The organism is Halalkalibacterium ligniniphilum, assembly GCF_000334155.1.
GTDB classification, from domain to species: Bacteria; Bacillota; Bacilli; order Bacillales; family Bacillaceae_D; genus Halalkalibacterium; species Halalkalibacterium ligniniphilum.
The window spans coordinates 24032-47578 of record NZ_ANNK01000085.1; the positions used below are offsets into that span (position 1 = coordinate 24032).

The window sequence follows — 23547 nt, forward strand, 5'->3', positions numbered from 1 at the left end:
AAGCCATGGCAAAGCCAGACGATCGTTCAAATAACGTGGAACGTCTTGCAAAAATGCGCGAGAATACGAAAGAAAACATTGAGGCAGCTGAAGAAACTCTTGGCAATGACAGTCTAAAGCGATCCGAGAAACAGGCAATTAAAGAAAAAAATGAGCGCCGCAAGCAAAGCATTGCTTCTTTTGAAGCTGAGATGGCCGATGAAATGGCAGCTAGAAAAAAGAACGTTAAAGGAGAGTAGGGCCTTGACCTTACTCTTTTTTTTGGTAGAAAAGGGGTAGAGCTTGCATATAGCCTTGATCACCATGCAGCCTTTTGTCATAAAAGCGGCACGAAAACGAATCTAATAAAAAGGTTTAAGATGTATTTGTAAAAACGGTGGCTCGTATTCCATTTTATATTTAGCCGAATTTTTTTAGTTAAAAAGAGAGGATTTTTTGTTAAAATGATGGAATAAGGGTAAAAGTGAATGAGCCATTCCCAATTAAGGGGGAGGAAAGGGTTTATGTCTTCAGTAAAAGATCAGCAAGATCCAATATTGCGTCAACTTATTTTTATCGTTCAACAGATGAAATCAGATAATCCCGACATCCGACTGATGGCACTTGAATCTCTGAATCAGATGGTTGAATGGGAAATTAATAGTGGAAAAAAACAATCTTCACAAAAAGTTTCGGCGAAATTTTCACCATCACATAATCGACAAACAGGTGAGGTGATGGGAAAAATTCGAACACTTCAAAAAGAAAAGCAATCACGCCTTCAAAAGCAAAGAAAATGGTTTTCCATGCTATCATAGAGAAAGACAAGCATGAAGGAGATCGGTTGTTATGGCATTTGGCGTCAAAAAGCAAGAGCTAAACGCATGGAAACAGCAAGCCAAGCAAGAGAAGATTGCATTTTTAACCCACTATTGGATCGATCCGCGTTTTCCTGGCTGTACAACTGTGACAAAAGTGGCCTGTCAGGATGTAGAAAAGCTAGTAGCTTGGGGAAGACAATATGGGCTTAAACGTGAATGGATTCACAAAAGAGATGATTTTCCCCACTTTGATCTGTTAGGTGAGACACAACGGACGATCCTATTAAAAGAGGGCTTGAGAGATCATCTCACACGATTTTCGTTATTAGATGGATGAATACGTTTGATTGGACGAAAAAGATGGAATATGATAAGTAATATTAAGCTAAGGTCAGAACTTAGCTTTTTCCTATTTAATTGATGAAAAATAAGAAAAGGCTGGAGGGGAAATAATGGCAACAATGCAAGAACAAATTATTAAAGCGCTGCATGTAAAGCCGACGATCGAACCAGAGGCAGAAATTCAAAGGCGTATCCAATTTTTAAAAGATTATTTATTGAAAAGTGGCGCGAATGGCTATGTTCTTGGGATTTCTGGTGGTCAAGACTCCACGCTGGCTGGGAAGCTTGCACAAATGGCTATTGATGAATTAAACAATGTAGAAAAAGATAAAACCTATCAATTTATTGCCGTTCGACTGCCGTATGGAAAACAATTGGATGAACAAGACGCTCAGGACGCCATTCAATTTATTAAAGCCTCGAAAACGATTACGGTTAATATTAAGGCAGCAGTTGATGCTACAATTGCCTCATTTACTGAAGCGACAGGAGAAACGCTGAGTGATTTTAACAAGGGAAATACGAAAGCACGAGAACGTATGAAGACTCAATATGACATAGGTGCCCACTTCGGCTGTCTCGTCATTGGAACTGACCATGCAGCAGAAGCGATTACAGGCTTTTTTACTAAGCACGGGGATGGAGCCTGTGATGTTGCACCATTATTTGGTCTTTCCAAGCGACAAGGAAAAGAACTTTTAAAAATACTTGGCGCTCCTGAACACCTGTATCAAAAAGCGCCAACCGCAGATTTAGAGGACGATCGTCCTGGGCTGGCTGATGAAGAAGCTCTTGGCATGACCTATGATCAATTGGATGATTATCTTGAAGGAAAAACGGTCGATTCAACAATCAAAGAGCGAATTGAAGCGCGCTATAGAGCGACAGAGCACAAGCGCCAGCAACCAGTCACAATCTTTGATCAATGGTGGAAATAAGGTATTCGGTATGATTCCATCTAACCCCTCATAACGTTATACTAACAGCCGAAGGGAAACAATCGAGAGAGAACACGGTTGAGGTGAGGAAGAGGAATGAAAAGAAAACTGATAACATTGTCGGTACTATGTACGATACTTCTTATTGTTGTTGGAGCTTGGTTTGTGACGACAGCAGGAAATGACCGTGTGAATCAAAGGGTCGATATTGGATCATCGATTGCTTCCGCTTTCCAAACAGAAGAGGCAAGTAAGGAAATAAATGGTTTGCGTATCACCGTAAATGATGTGAGAACTGAAGCAAGTGAAGATGAAAATAAGCAAATTGTTATTGTCGATCTGACCCTTGAAAATATCGGCGACACGGTACATGAGTTTTCTATGTACAAGCTCACACTCATGGATAACGAAGGCTATGCCTATAACCATGGGGCAAATGTTGAAACGAAAGGGATCCTTGGTGGTCAATTGCATCCAGCACGGATCAATCGAGGGGAAGTTGCCTTTGAAGTCCCAATCGGAACGAGCTATGAACTCGTCTATACCGATCATTTGCGAACAGGACAAGTAACATGGCCTCTAACAATAGAAGCTAAATAACAGAAGGAGGTGTTGACTTGTCAACTCAATTTAATAGTGACTTGCACATGCATTCAACGGCTTCAGATGGGGGTTATACCCCTTACCAGCTCATGAAAAAATGTCATGACGTGAACCTTGAGATTATCGCTTTAACCGACCATGATACAGTGAATGGAATTGCTGAAGCAATTGAAGCTGGCAATTCCTTAGGATTAACAGTGATTCCAGGCATTGAATTTTCCACAAAGCATGGAGGAAAAAGTGTTCATATTCTAGGTTACGGAATTGATTGGAAAAACGAAAAGCTGCTTACAATGCTAGCTGCACAACGAGAGATGCGCCGGCGTCGGCTGGACGTGATGCTTGCAAAGCTTGAACAAGCAAATGTGCCCCTTCAAGCGAAAGATGTTTTAAAGCATGTTGATGGTGGGGCGATTGGAAGACCTCACGTGGCAAAGGCATTAATTGAAAAAGGATATGTTTCCACTGTGGCAGAGGCGTTTGATCAATATCTTGCTGAAGGGAAGCCTTGCTATGTTGAAAAAGAACAGGAAATGACAGTAGAAAAAGCGATTTCCTGGATACATAAAACGGGTGGACTGGCGATTGTTGCTCATCCAGTTTATTATAACTTAGATTCTGAGATTGTTAATTGGGTAAAAGACGGAGGTCTTGATGGGATTGAAGTCTATCATCGTGACCATGACGAACAGGCGGTTGCCCATTATGAGACTCTCTGTAAACAAATTGAGCAAGAAACAGGAAGAAGACTCCTGCGAACTGGAGGGTCTGATTTTCACCATGAAGATTATGGAAGGGTACCAGAACCACTCGGTGTAACTAGGCTTAAAAATGAGTATGCTCATGAGCTTTTGAGACGCTTAAATCAGTAAAAAATGAGACGACTCTTTAGAGAGACGTCTTTTTTTGATAAGAAAGCATAGAAGCTCAAAGCTGTCTAAGCAATAGGCAACAGCAGCTCGAGGTTGGGTAAGCTTGTAAATTTTTTATGAACACTAAAAACACCTTGACAGACTTCAAACGCTTGCCCGTCTGACCAAGCTACTTGCGCAAGATTTACGACCGGATGTGCAGTTAAGAGCTACGGTCTAATTGGCTTGATATTTTTTTGCCTTGAAGTGCTTGGGTTGCAAGTTGATCAGCTTCCTTATTGTCATGGCGGTCAATGATTTCGTACATCGGTTGAAGACCGAGCAATTGAAGTTGTTTTTCAATTCGTTCAAGCCAAGGGACGTAAGTATCTTCATAGCAAGGCCATTCACCACTCATTTGCTTCACGACGACTAAAGAATCGGAGCGAATAATGACGTCTTGATGATGGATACCTAACGTTTCAAACCGCTGAACAAGATGAAGAAGGGCTGCATATTCCGCCTCATTATTATCCGAGATTCCTTTAATCTCTTCGTTTTCACGAATGCGCCAATCCTTTTGGTTCTGCTTATAGTAGATGACATTCCCCACACCAGCTCGGAGCGTGTCTTTGTCGAAGCCGCCATCAAAATAAGCAATCACATCATGGGGCTCTGTTTCTCGCTCTTTTTGAAGACGGAGAAGTTCTTTTTTGGACCAGTGCGTCCCTGCTTTATCGAAAAAAGCGACTTGCTTGACTCTCCCAGTTTTCTCGATGTCTTCAACAAAAAATAACGCTTCGTCTAACGGAAGAAAATCACTTGTGAAAATAAGTGACTCCTTTTGCTGCTTCGGATGCTTATATGCCCACTCGATTTTTAAATTCATTCGTTCTCACCTTTCATAATTCCTTTATTGCGAATTTTTTGCAATCGTGTTATTTTAGATAATTAAAAGGGTACGTTTCAAGTTTTCTCCAAGGAAGTGAGGAGGTATTACAAGTTAGCATAGAAGTGATACAAAGCTCGAGCCTCAAATAAGTTTGGTTTAATAACTAAAAACCATCGTAGCAAACATGAAGACCCTAAATCAAACGGTAAAGGAGTAGGTGATAAATGCCCATTAAAATTCCAGACAACCTACCAGCAAAAGAAATTCTGAATGCAGAAAACATATTCGTTATGGATGAAAGTCGTGCCTATTCTCAGGATATTCGTCCTCTAAAAATTGTTATACTTAATCTTATGCCAAGAAAGGAAACGACTGAAGTCCAGCTGCTCCGCTTGCTTGGGAATACAGCATTGCAAGTTGATGTATCGTTTATGTACACAGATACACATGTATCGAAAAATACGTCCCACGATCATCTTCACCAATTTTATAAAACGATTGATGAAGTGAAGGCACAAAAGTTTGATGGCATGATCATTACAGGCGCTCCCATTGAAATGCTTGAATTTGAAGAGGTTGACTATTGGGAAGAACTGAAAGAAATTATGGACTGGAGTGTGACGCATGTAACCTCAACCCTCCATATTTGTTGGGGTGCCCAAGCTGGGCTGTATCATCATTACGGAGTGAATAAATTTACGCTTCCTGAAAAACGCTTTGGTATTTATTCTCATAAAGTAAATGTACCGAATGTCAAATTACTCCGTGGCTTTGATGAAGAGTTTCTGGCTCCTCATTCGCGTCATACTGACATTAACCGAGAACAAATCGAGCAAATTCCTGACTTGGAAATTTTAAGTGAGTCAGATGAAGCTGGTATCTATTTAGTCGCTTCAAAAAATGGCAAGCAAATTTTTGTAACGGGTCATTCTGAATATGATGCCTGTACGCTTCAAGAGGAATATGAACGGGATGTTGCCCGAGGATTAAACATTCAAGTTCCTGACAATTATTTTCCGAACGATAATGCAAAAGAACGGCCGCCACTTCGTTGGAGAGCCCATTCTAATTTATTGTTCTCCAACTGGCTAAACTATTACGTATATCAAGAAACACCATTTGATTTATTAAAATTATCATAAGAGATTTTGGCGGGCGGTTAGTTATCATAGGTAGAAAAAAAGTTAAGTCAATTCAATGTGTCAGTAACGAAAGGAAAAAGCTATTGGTGCATTTCTTTTGCCTATTAATGAACTCGACCACCTCTATATGTAAAAAACGGAAGCGTTTGCTTTCGTTTTTTTTTTACATGATAAAAATCCATTCTTTTAATAAAGCAAAATACGGTTTGTAAAAAAGCCTCTTTGGTAAGATGCAAGGTTTCCGTTACAGGACACTAAAAACATGGATGATAAACAATCTACTTTTCATCTGGACGAGCAGACAATGATGATCAGTCAAGACATAACAACATCTAGCATTTCAGAGATGTTTCTCAATATGGGCTCACCCTTGCGCCTTTTTAAAAACTTCTTTTACTTGTATGGCAACCTTGTTGGTATGGAAGAAAAGAATTTCGCAAAAAGTAAACGAAAGGAAAACAAATCCGAAGAAAACGTACAAGATAGTCGAAAGGAGAAGGAATGATGTTTCAGCGATATCAAATGTATCAAACAACCTTCTTTCTTCAAGACACCGATGTGTATGTGGAATATTGGAAACGTAGCGATGAACCTCAACAGACGTTTTTATTAATCCATGGCTTTGTGTCTTCCCTTTATAGTTTTCATTCATTAATGCCATTACTTATTAACAGTGGGAATGTGCTTGCAATTGATCTACCGGGATTTGGTCGTAGTGGCAAAACAAAGAAATTTGTGTATTCATTTGAACATTATGCCACCCTTATTCTAGAGCTTCTAGAAAAGATAGAGATCGACCGCGTGACGATTGTTGGTCATTCAATGGGTGGACAAGTAGCTTTGTATGTGGCAAAGCAAAGTCCCTTAAAAGTTGAACGGCTCATTCTCCTTTCAAGCTCCGCCTATTTAAAGCGTGTCAAGCGTCCAGTGGTCCTTGCAACCTATTTTCCTTTTTCCCTCATGGCAGTGAAATGGTGGCTAAAGAAGCAAGATATCCGTCACGTACTATCGCAATTGGTCTATAATAAGCGTGTTCTTAAGGAAGCTTCGCTAAAAGAATATCGTCGCCCTTTCTCGGAAGATGGGTTTTATAAGGGATTACTTTTATTAATACGACACCGGGAAGGGGACTTGAATCCTCAAGAGCTGAAGGGAATTCGACAGCCTTGCTTGTTACTTTGGGGAGCGGAGGATAAAATTATTCCTCTTTCAGTTGGTAAACGACTCGCTAAGGATTTACCGAATGCTACGTTGAAGGTTTTTTCAAGAACTGGGCATTTATTACCGGAGGAGCGGCCAAAAGAAGTGGCAAAGGCTATTTCTTCCTTTTTAAAAGAAACGTGAGGAGCGATGGTGAGATCTGATCTAATGACTCTGTATGCTCCGTTTAACAATGAAGAGGTAGTCTGGTAGTAAACGGAGCCTGCCAGCTAAAAGATAAAATATTTTTCATGAAGGTTATGATTTGGTAGCATAGAGAGAGGTGATGAAAATGGAAATAAATCCAAAGGATCAAACAAGACAAGAAAACTATAAGTTACTAATAGGTAGCGTGCTTCCCCGGCCGATTGCTTTTATTACGTCTCAAAATAAAGACGGCGTTGTCAATGCAGCACCGTTTAGTTTTTTTAATGTCCTGACAGCAGAACCACCTCTCGTTGGGATTTCAGTTGGTCGTAAGCCTGATGGGAGTATGAAAGATACTTCTAGAAATTGTCAAGAGACAGGTGAGTTTGTCATTCATGTCGTGGATGAACAAAATGTAGAGAAAATGAATGAAACATCTGCTAATTACCCTGCAGATGAGAGTGAAGTGGAAGCTGTCGGCTTAACAAAAATACCTAGTGCCACAGTCAATGTACCCTCTTTGCGTGAGAGCCGCATTCGGCTTGAGTGTAAAGTAGACCAAATCATTTCTGTTGGTGGCACAGATGATACTCCTGCTGCTGATTTTGTTATCGGTCAAGTTGTCCATTTCTCAATAGATGACGAACTATATGATAATGGGAAGATTAACACAGAGTTGCTTGCTCCAGTAAGCCGACTTGCTGGCTCAGACTATGGCAGGTTTGGTGAGACGTTTTCGCTTGAACGGCCAATCTATGATCCAAAAGAAACATAAGGCTAACGCGCAAAGTCTTAAATCAAAAGGGTGGAGCGTTAGCCTTTTTGCTTGCCAACAATCATATATTGAATGGGTGAGTATGTTGCATCTCTCGCCAGCTAGCTAGCTCCTCCTTACATAAACTATTTCACTTCATGCCATGATGAAGTGAAATTTATGCTCCTGTTTATACGTGATAAAAATATGGTCTCCTTTTAAAGGCTGTTGCAGAATAGCTGTGGTATAATAAGACTGACGCTTGTGGTTGCAGGAGGTAGGTATTGTCATGGACGCATTGGACATATTAATGAATAAAGATTTGGTGATCCCTTATTTTCAGCCGATTATTAGTGCAGACAATCAGCTCGTTGTTGCCTATGAAGCATTAGCGCGCTATCAGACGCCAGAAGGTGTAGAAGGTCTCGGTTGGTTCTTTGAGGATGAATCAATCCCGGATGAATATAGACTAGAGTTAGAGGATTATATTAAAGACCTTGCGTTAACTCAATTCTTGGAAACGTCACAATCCTTCCTTCTTTGTTTGAATTACGATGGGGCCTTATTGGCAAAGACAAACGGTGAAGCGCTTTTGAAGCAACTGGAGCATTTCGTTTCGAAAGGGCTAGATTTATCAAAAATCGTTATAGTGATTAAAGAGCAAGCAATCAGTGAGGATGTCACTTCTTTTCGGCATTTGATCACGTATCTTCAAAGCTTAGGCATTCGAGTGACCATCGACAACGTCGGTTTGTCTAATAGCAATCTTGATCAAATCGCTTTGCTGAAGCCGAATATTGTAAAGGTTAATCTTAATTTTATGGAGGATGACGGCTTCCCTCATCTATACAGGGAGGTTCACCAATCATTATCCATGCTTTCTAGAAAAATCGGAGCCACTCTTCTATTTGATGGTGTTTCAAACTTTAATCAATTAAACTATGCGTGGAGAAACGGTGGACGATACTACCAAGGAGATTATCTAGCTAGTGCCAAGCCTACATTTGTTGAAAAAACTGTATGCAAAGAGAAAATTCAAAAAGAATTCCATCATTTCATTATCTATGAACGAAAAAAAATGGAAGCGCAATTAACGTTAACGGAAAAACTAAGTCAGCAATTAAAAGCAACCATGAAAAAAATAAAGGCAGATGATTCCTACGATGACATGATTAAGATGATTGCAGCGGATTGCAATGAGTTTACTTTTCGAGTGTACATCACAGATGCAGATGGCTTCCAACAATCATCCAATGCAGAAAAAGACGTGAATAATAAATGGGGGCTCCATGAGGAAGGTCGATTTAAAAACTGGAGCTGGCGCCCTTATTTTTTAGAAAATATTGTTCGCATGAATTACGAAAAACGGGGTATTTTATCTGATTTATATACGGACATTGAGCGTGATGAACGGATTCGTACGTATTCATATCCTATTAATGATTCTCTCTATGTCTTCTTAGATATTCCATACGCTTATTTATTCGAGCAAGATGGTCTTCTGTAATCTTTTGAAAATGTAGCTGATAGGGTTTCGGGTCAATAAATCATAAATTAGTAACTGGTTAATTGTAAAAAAGAGGGCTATCCTAGAGGAGGCCACTTTTTTTTTGTACGTTGAGCAAAGCCAAGTTTTGTTTATGAAATTTTCAGAAAAACGATACGAAAAGATTAAAAGACCATTCGTTCGATTGCTGAACATTGATAAAGGGTAATGGTATTAGTATTAGTATTAGTATTAGGTTATGTGGTGCTTGTTATAGATTTGGAGGAAAAAGAAATGGGAGTTGGAGCCGTTTATCGATTGAAGGCCTATTTATTTTTTGCGTATTCCACAATGACAGTTGTCATTAGCTACATTCCTGTTTATTTTAAAGCAGAAGGCTTAACAGCAGGAGAAGTGGGGATCTTAATGGCGGTTGGTCCTTTAGCAACCATTTTAGCCCAACCATTATGGGGATTTTTGAGTGATAAATATAAAACAATTAAACGAATGCTCATATTAGCACTGATTGGATTACTCGTAACGGGAGCGGTATTTCTATTTATTTCTAGTTTTATCGGTTATCTTATCATGATGTTTGTTCTCTTTATCTTTATGTCACCAATTACTGCACTAGGGGATAGCTTATCTCAAAAAACGGCACATCAACACCGGATAAGCTTTGGACATATTCGCATGTGGGGCTCGCTAGGGTTTGCGTTCACATCTCTTGTGACAGGGTATATTCTAACTGCAATTGGTGTTCAATATATCTTGCTTCCAATGATGTTTATGGCAATCATCGCTTTATGGGTAGCCTTTGGATTGCAAGATGCCGGTGTAACAACGAAGCCTGTTACGATTGTAAGTGCAGCTAAAATTGGGCTGCATCCACGTCTGTTCTTTTTTCTTGTCTGTACGGTTTTTATTTCAGTCACTCACCGAGCCAATGACAGCTTTTTAGGAATTTATCTTGCTGAGCTTGGTGGGCCTGAAGCATTTATAGGATGGGCTTGGTTTATTGGTGTAACGGCTGAAGCGGTTGTTTTTGCCACAAGTAGATACTGGTTCCAACGATTTTCTGCCCTGACATTTGTGTTTATCTCTGCATGTTTTTATGGTATTCGCTGGATTTTAATGAGCTTGGTTTCAGTCCCTTGGCTGCTCTTACCGCTCCAATTGTTCCATGGTGTAACATTTGGTATTTTTTATATCGCTGCGTTTTCATATGTAAGCAGGTTAATTCCTGATCATTTACAAGCGACAGGACATGTTCTCTTTATTACGACGTTTTTTGGATTGTCTGGTATTATTGGTTCTCTCTTTGGCGGATGGATGGTTGATACGTTTAGCATCTCAAGTCTTTATACTGTTCTTGGCATTTTTGCTTTTCTTGGTGGAATCGGGGTATTATTTTATCATTTGATTTTTGGAAAAAGCATTTTATCATTCAGCTAATAAATATAGGAAAAAGAGGCGGAGCTCAAGTGCAAAATCGGGAACGAAGTAGCGCTCTTGCCCACACCTTTTTCTTTTTATAAAAAAGACATCAATATGTCAAATTAGTGACAAATTAGGCGGTATATATTACAATGATTGAAAAGAGTCGTCCGTGTACGGCTCTTTTTCATTTATTTTATACTGAATAAGAGGGGGTATGCTGCTTGGAGATTAAATTGACAGAAGAAGCTAAGAGCATTCTGCATGCAGTTGTTTCCGAACATAAAAAAGCGATTCGCATTGTCGCTCGCGATACATACGAATGAAGTACGATGATTGAGTTTTATCTCGCTCTGGATGATGCGAGTCAAAATGACCATGTCGTAACGATTCAAAGCATTCCATTTGTTTACGATAAAAAGGCAGAAGAAGAGATTGGTGCGTATTTAAAAATAGATGCTGTTCCATCACAAGGATTAAAGCTTGTTAACCAAAATCAAACGCTTGCCTATAACCAAAAAGTTCGACCATTATCTCTTTAGAATAAAAGCACCCAATGTTTTGACGAGAGGTGACATTTGATTGACGGTTTTCATCATTTGGTCTACAGTGCCAAATGTTTTGTTCACATCAAAGCTTCCTTGCTCGTTCGTAAAGGCTGCTTTCCAAGCTGAGGGCCGCAACGTTTTTTGATGCGGATAGCCAAACGGCCCATTGGCTTGCGGATACATCGATGGGTACGAATAAGGAACGTGATAGGTATTTGACATTTGTGCTGGCCATGCAGGCGGATGAGCGTTCCATGGGGGTTGAACGCTTTGATTAATGAATGAATTAGGTTGCTGATGTACTTCATAGCTCCACTGTGGGTTATTATAATTTGGATACATTGTCTTTCTCTCCTTTCTATCGATTTAAGGCTCAATGCTTATGGTTTTCCTACGGTTTGGGATGACAATTGTAAGCAATCCATTTTGAAATTTTGCTTTGATTTCATTTTCCTTTACAGGAAAGGGGAGAGGCACAATTCGTTCCCGCCCTTCTAATGCATGGGTTCTTGAATAAGTTTTCTTCGCCTCATCATGGATTTCAATGGTTTCGTGATGCTGGACTGCGATACGAATATACTGAGGTAATACATCCAACTGAATTTGTTTTTTGCTAATGCCAGGTAATTCAGCCTCAATATAATACGCTTCTTCATCCTCGAAAGTCCTCACTGGTATAATAGGAGCAAACATACTATTTTCATGTAAGTGCTGAAATGATTTTGAAAAAAAATCATCGATGGTCTTTAAAATATCTTTATAGGTATGGGGAAGCTTCTTTTTATTTGTAAAATCATTACTCATGGTTGATTCCTCCTACATATAAACAAGGGTTATATACTATATGTGTATGTAAAAAATAGAAGAGAGTGTAGGCTTCACAAATGGAAAAAAGGAGGACCCTATGAGTACAATTTCAGTGATTGATACACATTGTGACGCGCTTTTAAAGCTTTGGGAGGATCGAAAGCTTTCTTTTACAGACTCCATAAGCATTGATTGTAATGCGGAACGACTTGTAAAAGGACAAGTGAAGGTTCAGTGCTTTGCGATTTTTGTCGAACCGTTTGTCAAGCAGGACCAAAAATTTTCAGTGGTGCTTGAACAAATTGATTTGTTTTATCAAAAAGTGCTGACACCACATCCTCAATTTAAGCTGATTCGCCATTGGCATGAGATTGAAACATTAGAGGATGGTGAAATTGGCGCCATTTTGACACTTGAAGGTGTAGACCCAATTGGCGATGACCTTGCAAGGCTTCGTATCTTATATGAGCTTGGCGTTCGTTCTGTTGGTTTAACTTGGAATCAAGCCAATTTATGTGCGGATGGTGTTGGTGAGACAAGAGGGGCGGGTCTATCAAATTTAGGGAAAGAATTAGTAAAAGAGAACAATCGATACAATGTACTTACAGATGTTTCTCACTTGAGTGAAGCAGGATTTTGGGATGTAATCAAGCTTGCTGATTATCCAATCGCTAGTCATTCAAATGCGAAAGCCAAGTGCGTTCATCCACGAAACTTAACGGACGAACAAATTAAAGCTCTCATCGATGCAAAAGGGTTTATAGGCGTTGTTTTTTATCCGCTGTTTTTAAACGGTACTAATCATGCTACCATTTCAGATATTCTTCATCACATCGATCATATTTGTTCCCTTGGTGGAGAAAAATTTATAGGGTTTGGATCTGATTTTGATGGAATTGACAAAAAGGTCGAAAATCTCAAAAATGCTGAAATGTATCCTGTGTTGCTAAATGAATTGCTGAAGCATTACAGTGAAGAAACCGTTCGAGGATTTGCTAATGAAAATTTTATACGGATGCTTTCAAAAAATGTTTGAGAGCTGAAATTTAGAATGAGATCAAATTTTGACTTATACTATAAATGAAAGAGAGGTGAAATAGATGAAAATCACAAATGCTGCAAAAGAATTTTTACAAGAGCAGATGAAAGACCATAACATTAAAACCGTTCGTGTTGTAATGGCAGGCATGGGCTGAGGGGCTCCAAAGTTAGGGTTGGCTCTGGATGAGCCAATGGAGTCAGATGAACAAAGAGAAATAAACGGCATTCAAGTTGCCATTGAGAAGGGCATTGTTTCCCATGTGAAGGACATCACACTTGATTTTGAAAAAGGGGAACGCGGAGCTGGTCTGATCATCCTTGGGGGATCGAATTGTTAACATTCTTTAGCTTTAGAGGCTGACTCTTGTAGGTCAACTCCCTTAGGAGTCAGCTTCTTTTGTTATCATCGTTCTTTCATTCATTCCTTCCTTCCCCGATTTCCTAGCATTCTTGGAAAGGATGTGATTCGTTGAATAAAGAAACCCTTACCATTTTTCATCGAAACGGAAAAAAGGTGACAATCACAGATATCCCTAGTGTGAATAATGAAATTGAACGATTCAAAATCAAATGGAACCTAGAAAAGCTGATTGATGAAATTAACAAAACGCGTGAACCTCAGTCTACATATTCTTTAAAGGAAGTACTAGAAGATTCAAAAGAATAATCAAATATGATAAATAGACTGAATAATGAAATGTTTTAAGGGGTGGCGAAATGATTCATGTCAATCAGGTGTCAGTAAGAAAGGGTCAGCGAACGATTCTTCAGTCGGTAAACTGGCAAGTAAAGCAAGATGAGCATTGGGCGATTTTAGGGCTCAATGGCTCTGGTAAAACCTCTTTGTTAAAATTGATTACGGGTTATGACTGGCCTACAATGGGCAGTATTGAAGTGCTGGGGAGCTTGTATGGGCAAGTAGCAATCCAAGAGGTGCGAAAGAAAATAGGTTGGGTTAGTACTTCATTGGATGATCGGTATCATACTCGATTACGAGATACGGTCTTGGAGGTAGTCCTAAGTGGATTAAGGGCAAGTATTGGTGTCTATGAACCATTTACAGAGGATGAAATTAGACGAGGGGAAGAAGCGATTGCTGAATTTGGACTAGAGGCACTTGTTGATACTCCTTTCCAATCGTTATCACAAGGGGAGCGTAAGAAGGCTTTTCTTGCAAGGGCCTGGGTTAGCCGCCCCTCATTATACATTTTAGATGAACCAACAACGGGCCTTGACATTGTCTCAAGGGAGGCACTTTTGCGTTTGATCTCACAGTTTGCCCAAAAAGAGCATGCACCTACGTTATTATATGTTACACACTACCCTGAGGAAATTCAGCCGTTTATTACCCATGTTCTCTTGTTAAAGGAAGGGCAAGTAGTGGCGTCAGGAAGAAAAGAAGAAATGCTAACAGAGCATTTATTAGCCGAAACATTTGGTGTGCCTGTTTCTGTTCAAAAGGAGAATGAGCGGACATGGGTGAAGCCGCGGGTCTAATTTAAAATGTAGGTTCATTGTGATCACAAGAATCTATATTCCGTATCTTTACAAGATTTTAAACAATGATCTTTACTTGCTTGTCAAAAAATAAAAAACTGCCTTTCACTCCATAGTTCCTCTAACGATAACTTTTTAAATTTTTTTAGATTGTAGAAGTAACAGGGCTTGACTGCCTCAATCTTTATCGACATTTATATCAAATATGCTAAAATGACGACTACATGCCGTTAAGAGGAAAGGGGAATGGTCGTTGTTGAAAAAAGTAGGTATTTTCGTTGGAATCCTTACATTCGCGCTCGTTCTTTCAGCGTGTAATGGTGACCAAACGGAACAAGGTTCTGAAGAATCGAGAGAGGGCTCTGAAGTTGAACAAGGGGTTAATGAAAGCATTGAAAAAAATTATGAAGACGTACCTGATCCGGTTGCAAATGTGAACGGAGAGGATATCCAAAAAGAAGATTATATTATGACGATTGAGTCCATTATCGCAAGAGAAGGAATTGATATTGAAAGTGAAGAAGCAGCACAATTTTTGCCGATGATTAAGCAGCAGGCTGTGCAATCATTAGTCAATGAGCGGCTTATTCTTCGTGCAGCTGAAGACGATGGAATCGAAGCTTTAGAGGCAGAGGTGCAGGAACGGTTAGAGCCATACCTTGCCCAATATGAAGACGAAGAGGCACTAGAAGAAACATTGAATGAAAGTGGTCTAACAATGGACGAACTTCTCGAAGAATTGGAAAACATTGTGAAACAAGAAAAATATTTGGATCAACGTATTGAACCCGTTGAAGTGAGTGAAGAAGAAATACAGTCTGCTTATGAGGAATTACAAGCCTTGTATGATGAAGAGCTGCCTTCCTTTGAAGATTACCGAGATGAGCTTGAATTAAATCTTCAGATGGAGAAAGAGCAGGAGCAAATTACAGAAATAATTGAACAGCTGAGAGCAGAGAGTGAAATCTCCATATTTATTGAATAATCGTTAGGGAGGTCTGTGTCAATTGATACAGGTCTTCCTTTCATTTTGGTGCCTGTCATTATAAAAAGCTTCGCTAGTCTTTATGATTCAAGATAATAGTTGTAGAGAGCGCTTTGTTCGATTACACTTAAATTAATAGGTAGAATCGTCAAAAAAATGTTATAGCTTATTTGTTTGAATGGAGGCCGTCAACCATGAGTGATCGAGAGAGAGCAGGTATTTTACTTGAGAGCGGAACAAATGAATTGGAAATTGTCATGTTTTCAATTGGTCAAGGGACCTATGGAATCAATGTATTAAAAGTCAGAGAAATTATTAATCCACTTCCAATCACAGAAACACCAAATAGTCACCCTCATATGGAAGGGATTATTCGATTAAGGCAAGAGGTCATTCCTGTTGTCAATTTAGCAAGCGTGCTAAATTTGCCACCTTCTGCTACACCTGAGCATGATAAGTTTATCATCTCTGAGTTAAATCAAATGAAGGTTGCATTTCATGTTCATAATGTTTCTAGAATACATCGGATTTCATGGGAGCAAATCGAAAAACCAAGTGAACTTTCACAGGGGGAACAGGCACATACGATTGGGATCGTAAAATTAGAAGATGAAATGTCATTGCTTTTAGACTTTGAAAAAATTGTTGTCGACATTAATCCAGAAGCAGGGTTAAGTGTTGAAAGAGTAAGGGCTCTTGGGCCACGTGAGCGCTCACAGAAGCGAATTCTTGTAGCGGAAGACTCAGCGATACTTAGAAAACTTCTCCGTGAGACGCTGACCGAAGCAGGGTATGGAAACCTGCAATTTTTCGAAAATGGAAAAGCAGCTTGGGAATATCTTGAAACGATTGTCAATGATCATGGAGAGAATGCCTCAGACCATGTTCAACTGATCATTTCAGATATTGAAATGCCGCAAATGGATGGCCACCATTTAACGACAAGAATTAAAACGGATCCATTTCTTTCAAAAGTTCCAGTCATTATTTTTTCTTCGCTTATTACAGATGATTTGTTTCATAAAGGAGAAAAAGTTGGAGCTGATGCTCAAATAAGTAAACCAGAAATCGTCCAGCTGGTTGAAAAAATTGACGCTCTTATTCTATAAAAAAGTCAAGGCGTTGCATCTCAAAATGAGGGCAGCGCTTTTTTGTATTTTTCGTTAGCGCACATTCCAATTTATCTTTACATACAATGGAGCATCCATATGGAAAGGGATGCATGAAGATGGGAAAAAAATATAAAAAAAGTCGGACGATTTCACAGGCCACAGCAGCTGAAAAATATAAGCATTCGATGAAAATGGTTACATCAGAAACATGCTTCGTCTGTAAAAGTCAATGTGCAAAAGGGCTCACGTACTTAGAAAGAATGAGCGTTCCAGGTGCGGTTGGAAAAGGGGTCCCTTGTATATTGACAAAAGGAAAAGCCTTTAAATAAGGAAGCGGAAAAATCGAACGAATAGGTTCGATTTTTTTTTGTGGAAAAGGGGACGGAGCTTCAGTGCAAGTTGATGAAGCGCCTCCGCTCACACCCCTTCATTGAAAGGCTGCTCCGCGTTACTTGAGGGACTTGTTTCCATCCCAATGGGATGAGCGAGTCGCACTTGCAGGCTTTTGTGGGACAGGCGTTCACCATTCTCTTTTCATTCGGGTTGCATGGGCAATATTTTTTGTGAATACGTATGAAGAAAAGGGAAGGAGGTTTCCAGTATGGGTGGTAGTCATTTAATCAAGCCTTTATTAGATGGGATCTATCCTACTGTTTCTTATGGTAAAGGGGTTTTTTTATATGATACGGATGGAAAGGCTTATTTTGATGCTTCATCTGGCGCTGTGACTGCGTCGATCGGCCATGGCGTAAAAGAAGTAATTGAAGCGATGAACAGACAAGCAAACAAGGTTTCTTTTGTGTATCGGTCGCAATTTACAAATGAGCCAGCTGAACAATTGGCGGAGCGATTAGCAAGCCTCTTGCCTGGGGCATTAAACCATTGCTTTTTTGTAAATAGTGGGTCAGAGGCAACTGAAACAGCATTGAAAATTGCTATCCAATACTGGCAAGAAAAAGGGAGGCCGATGAAGACGCGCATTCTATCGAGATGGATGAGCTATCACGGGATTACACTCGGGGCCCTTTCTATGTCTGGTCATCATGAGCGTCGAAAGAGGTTTGAACCATTACTGAACTCATGCCCTCAAATGGAGCCTCCTTACCAGTATCGTCTTTCGAATAAATCAGTTGCCGAAGAATTGGAGCGGCTCATTTCTCGAATTGGTCCTGAGCACATTGCTGCTTTTATTGCCGAACCCATTGTAGGAGCGGCTGGGGGAGCCCTTGTCCCTGAGCCAAGCTACTATAAAGAAATGAAGCAAGTGCTAGACAAATATGACATTTTGTTTATCGCAGACGAAGTGATGACAGGGATCGGGCGAACGGGTTCGATGCTTGCTCTCGAGCATTGGGGCGTCATTCCACAAATTGTTGCCCTTGGAAAAGGATTGAGTGCAGGGTATGCACCGTTGGCGGCGACCATTGTAAGTGACGACATCATCGAACCGATTAAAGCAGGTTCTAAGCTGATTATGAGTGGCCATACGTTTAGCGCCAATCCACAAGCTTGCGCAGCAGGACTTGCAGTGCTCAATTATATGGAAAAAAATGATCTATTCACGCGCAGTAAAATCCTTGGAGAAGAACTTATTCAACGGCTAGTAGCGATCCAGTTAAACTCTTCCATCATTGGTGAGGTAAGAGGAAAAGGGCTTTTAATCGGTATAGAATTTGTGAAGGACAAAAAAGCAAAAATACCTTTTCCAAAGGCTGTTAAGCTAACTGAGCGCCTCATTATGCTCGCTCGTCAAGAAGGGGTTCTCCTTTATCCAGCATCTGCTGGTATAGAAGGAGGAGACGGAGACGCAATTCTTATTGCGCCCCCATTTACGATGAGTAATCAGGAATTAAATGATTTGCTCCAAAGGCTTGAAGTGGTTTTTGCTACTCTTGAAAAGCAGCTTATAGGGGGAGTGTAAATGTCAAAACAAATAAGTGTAAAGGATGCATCCACTTATTTTTTTGATGGAATGACACTCATGTTTGGGGGATTTGGAGGAATAGGTACACCGCCTACGCTTGTTAGAGCACTTCTAGAAAAAGGCTGCCATAACCTTCACTTAATAGGAAATGACGCAGGATTCCCTACAATTGGAATTGGGCCGGTGATTTGTGAAGGGCGTGCACGTTCACTCGTTGCCTCACATATCGGTTCAAATCCAGTGGCAGGAGAGCTGATGAAAAAAGGTCAATTAGCTGTTGAATTTAACCCTCAAGGAACGTTAATTGAGCGGATCCGCGCTGGTGGGGCTGGCATAGGAGGCTTCTTCATAGATATTGGTCTTGGGACCGTTGTTGAGGAAAACAAGCCAACTATCAATCTGCGTGGAAAGCAATATATCATAGAGCTTCCTTTAACGGCAGACATCAGCATCGTCTATGCAAAAAAAGCGGACCATTATGGGAATCTTGTATATGATAAAAGCGCCCGTAACACCAACCCCCTTGTAGCGATGGCTGGAGCAATTACCATTGCTGAGGTAGAGGAAATTGTTCCAGTAGGTTCACTCGATCCAGAAACGATTGTGACACCAGGTGCTTTTGTAGACAAAATCATTCAGAGCGAAGGAGTGAACTGGAAATGGATATGGCAATGAATGTTAGGGAGAAAATGGCAGCGCGTGCTGCGAAGGAATTAAATAGTGGGATGATTGTCAATCTTGGAATTGGGATCCCGACACTTGTTGCTAATTTCATCGCAACAGACTGTCACGTTCTCTTTCATGCTGAAAATGGCGTTCTTGGATCAGGACCTAGCCCTCAGCATGGAATGGAAGATCCGAATTTATGTAATGCAGGAGGCTACCCAATAACAATTCAAAAAGGAGCATCATATATGGACAGCGCGACAGCTTTTGCCATTATTCGCAGAGGGAGGCTTGATGCAACAATTTTAGGTGCTTTGCAAGTTAATGAAAAGGGGGATTTGGCCAATTGGCTTGTTCCAGGAAAGCGTGTTCCTGGGATGGGAGGAGCAATGGAATTGGCACAAAAAGCAAAGCGAGTCATTGTCCTTATGCGACACGTTAACTCTGAAGGAGAACCGAAAATTGTAAAGCAATGCAGCTATCCTTTAACCGCAAAGCAATGTGTAGACCTGATTATTACAGATTTCGCGGTTATTGAAAAAACGGAAGGCGGACTCTATTTACGTGAAGTTTTTGCCCCGCACACAATTGAAGAAGTTTTACTAAACACAGGTGCAAAACTCGTTGTTGAAAGAAAAAAAATCCTACAATGGGAGGATTGAAATGGCGAACGATTATAAGATTGAGCTTGATCAGCATAATGATCGCATCATTGTGATCATTCAAAACAATTCTACCAAAGCGCTTAATGAGCTCTCAGATCTTTTAAAAGAAAGAAAGGTAGGAAAAGTGATTTGTTACGTTCACGAAAATGCAACAGAGCCTTTTTTAGAACAAGATTGGGAAGTAGAGGGGACGGTCAGTACTTTCTTTTCAACTGGTAAAGCGATTGTTTTTAGTCACTTTTTTAACCAGGCTAGAAGAACGTTAGGTGAAGGAAGTAAAAACGAAGGAACATTTGACGTGACTAAAAGGCAAAGTTCGTTTAAAAAGGAAATCCTGCGGCAAAGTTTTTCTCTAAGGCGCTTAAGCCCTAAGGATGCTCCAGCATTGGTTCAACTCTATCAAAAGGTATTCATCCACTATCCAACGAATATTTTTTCTGAAGCGTACTTAGCTTCAGTGATGAGGAAAGGGGCACGATTTGTAGGAATTTATGTGAAGGAAACGCTTGTTTGTGCAGCATCTGGTATTGAAAATGGTTTTGGTGGTGTTGAAATTACTGATTGTGCAACGGATCCTAAGTATCAGGGAAAAAAGTTGCTTTTCTACGTATTAGAAGAGTTAGAGCAGTGGTTAGAGGATGAAAAAATAATGAATCTGTATTCGATTACAAGATCTCGCTCATATGCGATGAATTTGACGGTGCTACGCAGAGGATATCGGTATGAGGGGACAATGATCAAAAACTGTCTCATTGGAGAAGGATTTGAAGATATGCACATTTGGACAAAAAGCATTGGAAAAGCGAGGGATTAAACGCCCTCGCTACGTCCTTGCTTAAAATAATTTTGTTTTAATCGTCTAGGAACAGCCATCATTTGCTCAAACGTCATTTGACTGGCAAGCTGGTCTTCTATTACAAGCAAAAGCTGATCTTCAATTTCTTCAATCGTTGTCTCTTTAATGTCGTGCATTTCACAGGAAGGGCAAAAAACCGCTGGAATATCACGAATTTCTATCGCTCGTAATCCTGAAGGCAGCTCCCAAAAAGAATTTTTTTGAACAGAGTATGCGCCCGGTTGTTCACACCACCTACATCTCATCAGCGTCCACCTGTGCTTGTTGTTTTGCTTGCTCTGCTTGCCATTTCTTCTCTTTCAGTAAATCGCGCTTTTCTCTCTGATCCTTTAATGATTGATGTCCAATGTCTTGCTCATACATGGCACGACGCTCCAAGCGGTTTAGTCCTTTAGGAACGAGGTGCATCTCTTCATCTTTCATGAGGCGATGAATCCCAATGCTCGGTTCGCTTCCGTCAATCCCTGTCATCTCTGCAAAATAATCATCTGCCTGACCAGCTACGTAATGAGAAGGTTCGGGGTACGTTGTAATCACACCCTCGAAATTGCGAAGCACAATCTTTTCCGGACTCTGAGAAAGAATATAATTAGGCTGAAGCGTAATTTTCCCACCGCCTCCTGGTGCGTCGACGACAAATGTAGGTACTGCAAAGCCTGTTATATGACCGCGGAGTGCCTCCATTATTTCCAAGCCTTTTGAAATGGGGGCTCGGAAATGACCAATTCCTTCTGAAAGATCGCATTGATACACGTAATAGGGACGGACGCGAATGGCGACAAGATCGTGCATGAGTTTTTTCATAATATGAGCACTATCATTAATGCCTGATAAGATGACCGCTTGATTTCCTACTGGTACACCTGCATCCACAAGCTTTTCACATGCTGTTTTTGAGGCTTCCGTTAACTCAAGTGAAGTATTGAAGTGGGTATTGAGCCAGACGGGATGATATTTTCTTAAAATGGAACATAATTTATCGGTGATCCTTTGCGGGAAGACAACAGGTGCTCTCGTTCCGATCCGAATAATTTCAACATGAGGAATCGCACGCAAATTTTTCAAAATGTATTCTAAAATTTGATCATTAATTAATAACCCATCTCCACCTGATAGGAGGACATCTCGAACAGCCTTCGTTTGAGCGATATATTGAATCGCTGCATCAAGCTGCTTTTTTGGTACTCCCATTCCGATTTGACCGGAAAACCTCCTTCTCGTACAGTAGCGACAATACATGGAGCATTGATTTGTCACTAAAAATAACACGCGGTCAGGATAGCGATGTGTGAGGCCTGGAACAGGCGAGTCCTCATCTTCAGCAAGGGGGTCTTCCATATCATATTTCATCTTTTCGATCTCTTTTGAAATAGGCACTGACTGCATTCGAATCGGACAACGAGGATCGCCTGGGTTCATTAATGATGCGTAATAAGGGGTAATGTTTAATGGGATCGTCTTTGTCGAAATTTTTACCCCCTCTTCTTCCTCTGGTGTGAGCTGAATGACTTTTTTTAAATCGTCCAATGTACGAATCGTATGGGTTAATTGCCAAAGCCAGTCATTCCATTGTTCATCGGTAACATCTTTCCAAAGCTCGATATCCTTCCAGTGACGCTTAGGTTGATAAAGCTGTACCAAATTAACGCCTCCTTTTACTTGATGTACGAACTTGCATCTCGTTATACAAAAAGTGATCGAGTTTCATTGAGCTTACATAGGATTTCCTCTTTTATCCATTTGGATGGAAGCAAGGTACTTTTTCTACATTCTATTCAGCGAATGAAAAAAATTGCGAGATAGAAGTAGGTCAAGACTTTTAGAATGTTAGACACCTGAAATGGTTTATTGGTAAAATAAAAGGATAGATGTTGGTCAGAAAAGGAGTGCCGTCATGAACATTGTAATTACTAAACCAGCTGTGCAATGGTTTAAAGATGAATTTGAAATAGAAGGAGAACAGTACATTCGCTTTTTTGCGCGCTATGGAGGCTGTGGTTCCATTCAAAGTGGATTTTCCCTTGGCATAAGCTTAGATATTCCTAAAGAAATTGGAGCAAAAGAAGAAATCGATAATATTACATTTTATGTAGAGAAAGAAGATTTATGGTATTTTAAAGGCTACGATATAAAAGTGAAATATAGTCGCAAGCATGGGGAAATTGAATTTGTCTATGATGAAGCAGGAGAATAACTAAATGAGAGGCTGGGACATAACGAACGTGTATGATTGAACATGCGAACAATGCACAACCTTAGCGAAGGATATTTCCGAAGCGAATGCTATGCATCAACGATCATGACGTTCGCATTTCTCATCAATAAAAACTCTTTTGTCCCAGCTTCTTTTCAATAAAAAGTACATGTTTACGTAAAGAGGAAAAGAGAGCAAGGAACTTTTTGAAATGGGTAATTTATGGTGATTAGAAATAAGCAATCGAGCGAATTTACCGTCTTTACACTGGCATCATCCATACAATTTCCTGTATTCGTATAAAAAACATTGATTGCTCAACCTGCATCACGACATGGTCTGGTTTGACATCTGCAACGGCGCCACGTATGTTTCCACGTGACGTCTCTATGATGACCTCGGAACCGCCAACCGATTGTAGAGCTTGAATAAAAAAAGGGTCAACCCATGAGCGCATTTGTGGACGATTCTGACGTTCCCGGTCATTTTCATTTTGTTGATTCATTTTATGAACCTCCTTCTTTCCTGGTTGCCGATGTTAGTCTATGCGAATGACTAGAAAATGATTGGGCATTTACCCAAATGTGAATCATGTTTCAGCTCTCTTAGGAGTGCTATGAGGGTTCATGTTTTTCACCTTAACCTTCTCATGCTATAATG

General features: G+C 40.3%; 31 protein-coding genes. 25 read left to right on the forward strand and 6 right to left on the reverse strand.

Features of this window, described 5'->3' with window-relative positions:
- Nucleotides 1-5 precede the first annotated feature (5 nt).
- The 6 genes from tlp (at nucleotide 6) to BLT_RS0109085 (ending at nucleotide 3555) form a co-directional block, all read left to right on the forward strand.
- A complete protein-coding gene (gene tlp / locus BLT_RS0109060; RefSeq protein WP_017727472.1) occupies nucleotides 6-239 on the forward strand; it encodes a small acid-soluble spore protein Tlp in 234 nt (77 codons plus the stop codon).
- A gap of 264 nt (nucleotides 240-503) precedes the next feature.
- A complete protein-coding gene (locus BLT_RS0109065; protein ID WP_017727473.1) occupies nucleotides 504-797 on the forward strand; it encodes a hypothetical protein in 294 nt (97 codons plus the stop codon).
- A gap of 31 nt (nucleotides 798-828) precedes the next feature.
- Nucleotides 829-1137, forward strand: coding sequence for a hypothetical protein (locus BLT_RS0109070; protein ID WP_017727474.1), 309 nt, complete (start codon nucleotides 829-831; stop codon nucleotides 1135-1137).
- Nucleotides 1138-1261: 124 nt separating this feature from the next.
- On the forward strand, nucleotides 1262-2080 hold the full coding sequence (gene nadE / locus BLT_RS0109075) for an ammonia-dependent NAD(+) synthetase (RefSeq protein WP_026105049.1): 819 nt from the start codon (nucleotides 1262-1264) through the stop codon (nucleotides 2078-2080).
- A 96-nt stretch (nucleotides 2081-2176) separates the two neighbouring features.
- Nucleotides 2177-2680 carry a DUF4352 domain-containing protein gene (locus BLT_RS0109080; RefSeq protein ID WP_017727476.1) on the forward strand — a complete coding sequence of 168 codons (504 nt, stop codon included), beginning with the start codon at nucleotides 2177-2179 and terminating at the stop codon, nucleotides 2678-2680.
- A gap of 17 nt (nucleotides 2681-2697) precedes the next feature.
- On the forward strand, nucleotides 2698-3555 hold the full coding sequence (locus tag BLT_RS0109085; RefSeq protein ID WP_017727477.1) for a PHP domain-containing protein: 858 nt from the start codon (nucleotides 2698-2700) through the stop codon (nucleotides 3553-3555).
- 202 nt (nucleotides 3556-3757) lie between these two features.
- Here BLT_RS0109085 and BLT_RS0109090 read toward each other — a convergent pair whose 3' ends face one another.
- Entirely contained in the window at nucleotides 3758-4423 is a 666-nt protein-coding gene (locus BLT_RS0109090) for a reverse transcriptase-like protein (RefSeq protein WP_017727478.1), read from the reverse strand.
- Nucleotides 4424-4650: 227 nt separating this feature from the next.
- Here BLT_RS0109090 and metA point away from each other — a divergent pair, with 227 nt between their 5' ends.
- The 7 genes from metA to BLT_RS0109135 all read left to right on the forward strand — a co-directional run bounded on the left by metA (nucleotide 4651) and on the right by BLT_RS0109135 (nucleotide 11134).
- On the forward strand, nucleotides 4651-5568 hold the full coding sequence (gene metA / locus BLT_RS0109095; RefSeq protein ID WP_017727479.1) for a homoserine O-acetyltransferase MetA: 918 nt from the start codon (nucleotides 4651-4653) through the stop codon (nucleotides 5566-5568).
- Nucleotides 5569-5830: 262 nt separating this feature from the next.
- The gene (locus BLT_RS0109100) at nucleotides 5831-6073 is read left to right on the forward strand and encodes a hypothetical protein (protein WP_017727480.1); all 243 of its coding nucleotides are present in this window, start codon (nucleotides 5831-5833) and stop codon (nucleotides 6071-6073) included.
- A complete protein-coding gene (locus BLT_RS0109105; RefSeq protein ID WP_017727481.1) occupies nucleotides 6073-6912 on the forward strand; it encodes an alpha/beta fold hydrolase in 840 nt (279 codons plus the stop codon). Before BLT_RS0109100 ends, BLT_RS0109105 begins: the two co-directional genes overlap by 1 nt.
- A gap of 148 nt (nucleotides 6913-7060) precedes the next feature.
- Nucleotides 7061-7690, forward strand: a complete 630-nt coding sequence (locus tag BLT_RS0109110) for a flavin reductase family protein (protein ID WP_017727482.1) — start codon at nucleotides 7061-7063, stop codon at nucleotides 7688-7690.
- A gap of 268 nt (nucleotides 7691-7958) precedes the next feature.
- On the forward strand, nucleotides 7959-9176 hold the full coding sequence (locus BLT_RS0109115) for an EAL domain-containing protein (RefSeq protein ID WP_017727483.1): 1218 nt from the start codon (nucleotides 7959-7961) through the stop codon (nucleotides 9174-9176).
- Nucleotides 9177-9383: 207 nt separating this feature from the next.
- Nucleotides 9384-10610, forward strand: a complete 1227-nt coding sequence (locus BLT_RS0109125) for an MFS transporter (protein WP_236611080.1) — start codon at nucleotides 9384-9386, stop codon at nucleotides 10608-10610.
- Nucleotides 10611-10924: 314 nt separating this feature from the next.
- A complete protein-coding gene (locus tag BLT_RS0109135; RefSeq protein WP_017727487.1) occupies nucleotides 10925-11134 on the forward strand; it encodes a hypothetical protein in 210 nt (69 codons plus the stop codon).
- On the opposite strand, the gene BLT_RS0109140 is transcribed toward BLT_RS0109135, so the two are convergent.
- The gene (locus tag BLT_RS0109140) at nucleotides 11123-11482 is read right to left on the reverse strand and encodes a YppG family protein (RefSeq protein WP_017727488.1); all 360 of its coding nucleotides are present in this window, start codon (nucleotides 11480-11482) and stop codon (nucleotides 11123-11125) included. The two genes, BLT_RS0109135 and BLT_RS0109140, sit on opposite strands and share 12 nt — an antisense overlap.
- A gap of 24 nt (nucleotides 11483-11506) precedes the next feature.
- Nucleotides 11507-11944 (reverse strand): Hsp20/alpha crystallin family protein, encoded by a 438-nt coding sequence (locus BLT_RS0109145; protein ID WP_017727489.1) that lies wholly within the window; start codon nucleotides 11942-11944, stop codon nucleotides 11507-11509.
- Between the two features lie 100 nt (nucleotides 11945-12044).
- Here BLT_RS0109145 and BLT_RS0109150 point away from each other — a divergent pair, with 100 nt between their 5' ends.
- The 11 genes from BLT_RS0109150 (at nucleotide 12045) to ablB (ending at nucleotide 20651) form a co-directional block, all read left to right on the forward strand.
- Entirely contained in the window at nucleotides 12045-12983 is a 939-nt protein-coding gene (locus BLT_RS0109150) for a membrane dipeptidase (RefSeq protein ID WP_017727490.1), read from the forward strand.
- A 64-nt stretch (nucleotides 12984-13047) separates the two neighbouring features.
- A complete protein-coding gene (locus tag BLT_RS25060) occupies nucleotides 13048-13326 on the forward strand; it encodes a HesB-like (seleno)protein (protein ID WP_449267249.1) in 279 nt (92 codons plus the stop codon).
- A 131-nt stretch (nucleotides 13327-13457) separates the two neighbouring features.
- Nucleotides 13458-13655, forward strand: a complete 198-nt coding sequence (locus BLT_RS0109165) for a DUF2535 family protein (RefSeq protein ID WP_017727493.1) — start codon at nucleotides 13458-13460, stop codon at nucleotides 13653-13655.
- 50 nt (nucleotides 13656-13705) lie between these two features.
- Entirely contained in the window at nucleotides 13706-14485 is a 780-nt protein-coding gene (locus BLT_RS0109170) for an ABC transporter ATP-binding protein (RefSeq protein ID WP_017727494.1), read from the forward strand.
- A gap of 253 nt (nucleotides 14486-14738) precedes the next feature.
- A complete protein-coding gene (locus BLT_RS0109175) occupies nucleotides 14739-15470 on the forward strand; it encodes a SurA N-terminal domain-containing protein (RefSeq protein WP_017727495.1) in 732 nt (243 codons plus the stop codon).
- Between the two features lie 194 nt (nucleotides 15471-15664).
- The gene (locus BLT_RS0109180; RefSeq protein WP_017727496.1) at nucleotides 15665-16579 is read left to right on the forward strand and encodes a chemotaxis protein; all 915 of its coding nucleotides are present in this window, start codon (nucleotides 15665-15667) and stop codon (nucleotides 16577-16579) included.
- 113 nt (nucleotides 16580-16692) lie between these two features.
- Nucleotides 16693-16911 carry a hypothetical protein gene (locus tag BLT_RS24230; RefSeq protein WP_026105051.1) on the forward strand — a complete coding sequence of 73 codons (219 nt, stop codon included), beginning with the start codon at nucleotides 16693-16695 and terminating at the stop codon, nucleotides 16909-16911.
- A 272-nt stretch (nucleotides 16912-17183) separates the two neighbouring features.
- On the forward strand, nucleotides 17184-18503 hold the full coding sequence (locus BLT_RS0109190) for an aspartate aminotransferase family protein (protein ID WP_017727498.1): 1320 nt from the start codon (nucleotides 17184-17186) through the stop codon (nucleotides 18501-18503).
- The gene (locus BLT_RS0109195; RefSeq protein ID WP_017727499.1) at nucleotides 18504-19181 is read left to right on the forward strand and encodes a 3-oxoacid CoA-transferase subunit A; all 678 of its coding nucleotides are present in this window, start codon (nucleotides 18504-18506) and stop codon (nucleotides 19179-19181) included.
- Nucleotides 19166-19834, forward strand: coding sequence for a 3-oxoacid CoA-transferase subunit B (locus BLT_RS0109200; RefSeq protein WP_017727500.1), 669 nt, complete (start codon nucleotides 19166-19168; stop codon nucleotides 19832-19834). The genes BLT_RS0109195 and BLT_RS0109200 overlap by 16 nt, the downstream gene beginning before the upstream one ends.
- Nucleotide 19835: 1 nt before the next feature.
- Nucleotides 19836-20651, forward strand: coding sequence for a putative beta-lysine N-acetyltransferase (gene ablB / locus BLT_RS0109205; RefSeq protein WP_017727501.1), 816 nt, complete (start codon nucleotides 19836-19838; stop codon nucleotides 20649-20651).
- Here the strand turns inward: ablB and BLT_RS0109210 are convergent.
- Together BLT_RS0109210 and kamA are read right to left on the reverse strand one after the other, a co-directional pair.
- Complete coding sequence (locus tag BLT_RS0109210) at nucleotides 20648-20938, reverse strand: YokU family protein (protein ID WP_017727502.1); 291 nt, start codon at nucleotides 20936-20938, stop codon at nucleotides 20648-20650. The genes ablB and BLT_RS0109210 overlap by 4 nt on opposite strands.
- Nucleotides 20928-22334, reverse strand: a complete 1407-nt coding sequence (gene kamA, locus BLT_RS0109215) for a lysine 2,3-aminomutase (RefSeq protein WP_017727503.1) — start codon at nucleotides 22332-22334, stop codon at nucleotides 20928-20930. Before kamA ends, BLT_RS0109210 begins: the two co-directional genes overlap by 11 nt.
- A gap of 253 nt (nucleotides 22335-22587) precedes the next feature.
- Between kamA and BLT_RS0109220 the strand changes: the two genes are divergently transcribed.
- Entirely contained in the window at nucleotides 22588-22887 is a 300-nt protein-coding gene (locus BLT_RS0109220; protein ID WP_017727504.1) for a HesB/YadR/YfhF family protein, read from the forward strand.
- A 262-nt stretch (nucleotides 22888-23149) separates the two neighbouring features.
- Here the strand turns inward: BLT_RS0109220 and BLT_RS21675 are convergent, their stop codons facing one another.
- Nucleotides 23150-23392: a YuzF family protein gene (locus BLT_RS21675; protein ID WP_017727505.1), complete on the reverse strand. Its 243-nt coding sequence runs from the start codon at nucleotides 23390-23392 to the stop codon at nucleotides 23150-23152.
- Nucleotides 23393-23547: the final 155 nt, after the last annotated feature.

Bases quoted from the DNA above. Each gene is read 5' to 3' on its own strand.
- metA (WP_017727479.1), top strand. From the start codon at position 4,651: ATGCCCATTAAAATTCCAGACAACCTACCAGCAAAAGAAATTCTGAAT.
- nadE (WP_026105049.1), top strand. From the start codon at position 1,262: ATGCAAGAACAAATTATTAAAGCGCTGCATGTAAAGCCGACGATCGAA.
- BLT_RS0109180 (WP_017727496.1), top strand. From the start codon at position 15,665: ATGAGTGATCGAGAGAGAGCAGGTATTTTACTTGAGAGCGGAACAAAT.
- BLT_RS0109135 (WP_017727487.1), top strand. From the start codon at position 10,925: ATGATTGAGTTTTATCTCGCTCTGGATGATGCGAGTCAAAATGACCAT.
- BLT_RS0109125 (WP_236611080.1), top strand. From the start codon at position 9,384: ATGGTATTAGTATTAGTATTAGTATTAGGTTATGTGGTGCTTGTTATA.
- ablB (WP_017727501.1), top strand. From the start codon at position 19,836: ATGGCGAACGATTATAAGATTGAGCTTGATCAGCATAATGATCGCATC.
- BLT_RS0109200 (WP_017727500.1), top strand. From the start codon at position 19,166: ATGGATATGGCAATGAATGTTAGGGAGAAAATGGCAGCGCGTGCTGCG.
- BLT_RS0109145 (WP_017727489.1), bottom strand. From the start codon at position 11,944: ATGAGTAATGATTTTACAAATAAAAAGAAGCTTCCCCATACCTATAAA.
- BLT_RS0109110 (WP_017727482.1), top strand. From the start codon at position 7,061: ATGGAAATAAATCCAAAGGATCAAACAAGACAAGAAAACTATAAGTTA.
- tlp (WP_017727472.1), top strand. From the start codon at position 6: ATGGCAAAGCCAGACGATCGTTCAAATAACGTGGAACGTCTTGCAAAA.
- BLT_RS0109115 (WP_017727483.1), top strand. From the start codon at position 7,959: ATGGACGCATTGGACATATTAATGAATAAAGATTTGGTGATCCCTTAT.
- BLT_RS0109090 (WP_017727478.1), bottom strand. From the start codon at position 4,423: ATGAATTTAAAAATCGAGTGGGCATATAAGCATCCGAAGCAGCAAAAG.
- BLT_RS0109065 (WP_017727473.1), top strand. From the start codon at position 504: ATGTCTTCAGTAAAAGATCAGCAAGATCCAATATTGCGTCAACTTATT.
- BLT_RS0109210 (WP_017727502.1), bottom strand. From the start codon at position 20,938: ATGAGATGTAGGTGGTGTGAACAACCGGGCGCATACTCTGTTCAAAAA.
- BLT_RS0109070 (WP_017727474.1), top strand. From the start codon at position 829: ATGGCATTTGGCGTCAAAAAGCAAGAGCTAAACGCATGGAAACAGCAA.
- BLT_RS0109195 (WP_017727499.1), top strand. From the start codon at position 18,504: ATGTCAAAACAAATAAGTGTAAAGGATGCATCCACTTATTTTTTTGAT.
- BLT_RS0109190 (WP_017727498.1), top strand. From the start codon at position 17,184: ATGGGTGGTAGTCATTTAATCAAGCCTTTATTAGATGGGATCTATCCT.
- BLT_RS0109170 (WP_017727494.1), top strand. From the start codon at position 13,706: ATGATTCATGTCAATCAGGTGTCAGTAAGAAAGGGTCAGCGAACGATT.
- BLT_RS21675 (WP_017727505.1), bottom strand. From the start codon at position 23,392: ATGAATCAACAAAATGAAAATGACCGGGAACGTCAGAATCGTCCACAA.
- BLT_RS0109140 (WP_017727488.1), bottom strand. From the start codon at position 11,482: ATGTATCCAAATTATAATAACCCACAGTGGAGCTATGAAGTACATCAG.
- BLT_RS0109150 (WP_017727490.1), top strand. From the start codon at position 12,045: ATGAGTACAATTTCAGTGATTGATACACATTGTGACGCGCTTTTAAAG.
- BLT_RS24230 (WP_026105051.1), top strand. From the start codon at position 16,693: ATGAAGATGGGAAAAAAATATAAAAAAAGTCGGACGATTTCACAGGCC.
- BLT_RS0109220 (WP_017727504.1), top strand. From the start codon at position 22,588: ATGAACATTGTAATTACTAAACCAGCTGTGCAATGGTTTAAAGATGAA.
- BLT_RS0109100 (WP_017727480.1), top strand. From the start codon at position 5,831: ATGGATGATAAACAATCTACTTTTCATCTGGACGAGCAGACAATGATG.
- BLT_RS0109080 (WP_017727476.1), top strand. From the start codon at position 2,177: ATGAAAAGAAAACTGATAACATTGTCGGTACTATGTACGATACTTCTT.
- BLT_RS0109105 (WP_017727481.1), top strand. From the start codon at position 6,073: ATGTTTCAGCGATATCAAATGTATCAAACAACCTTCTTTCTTCAAGAC.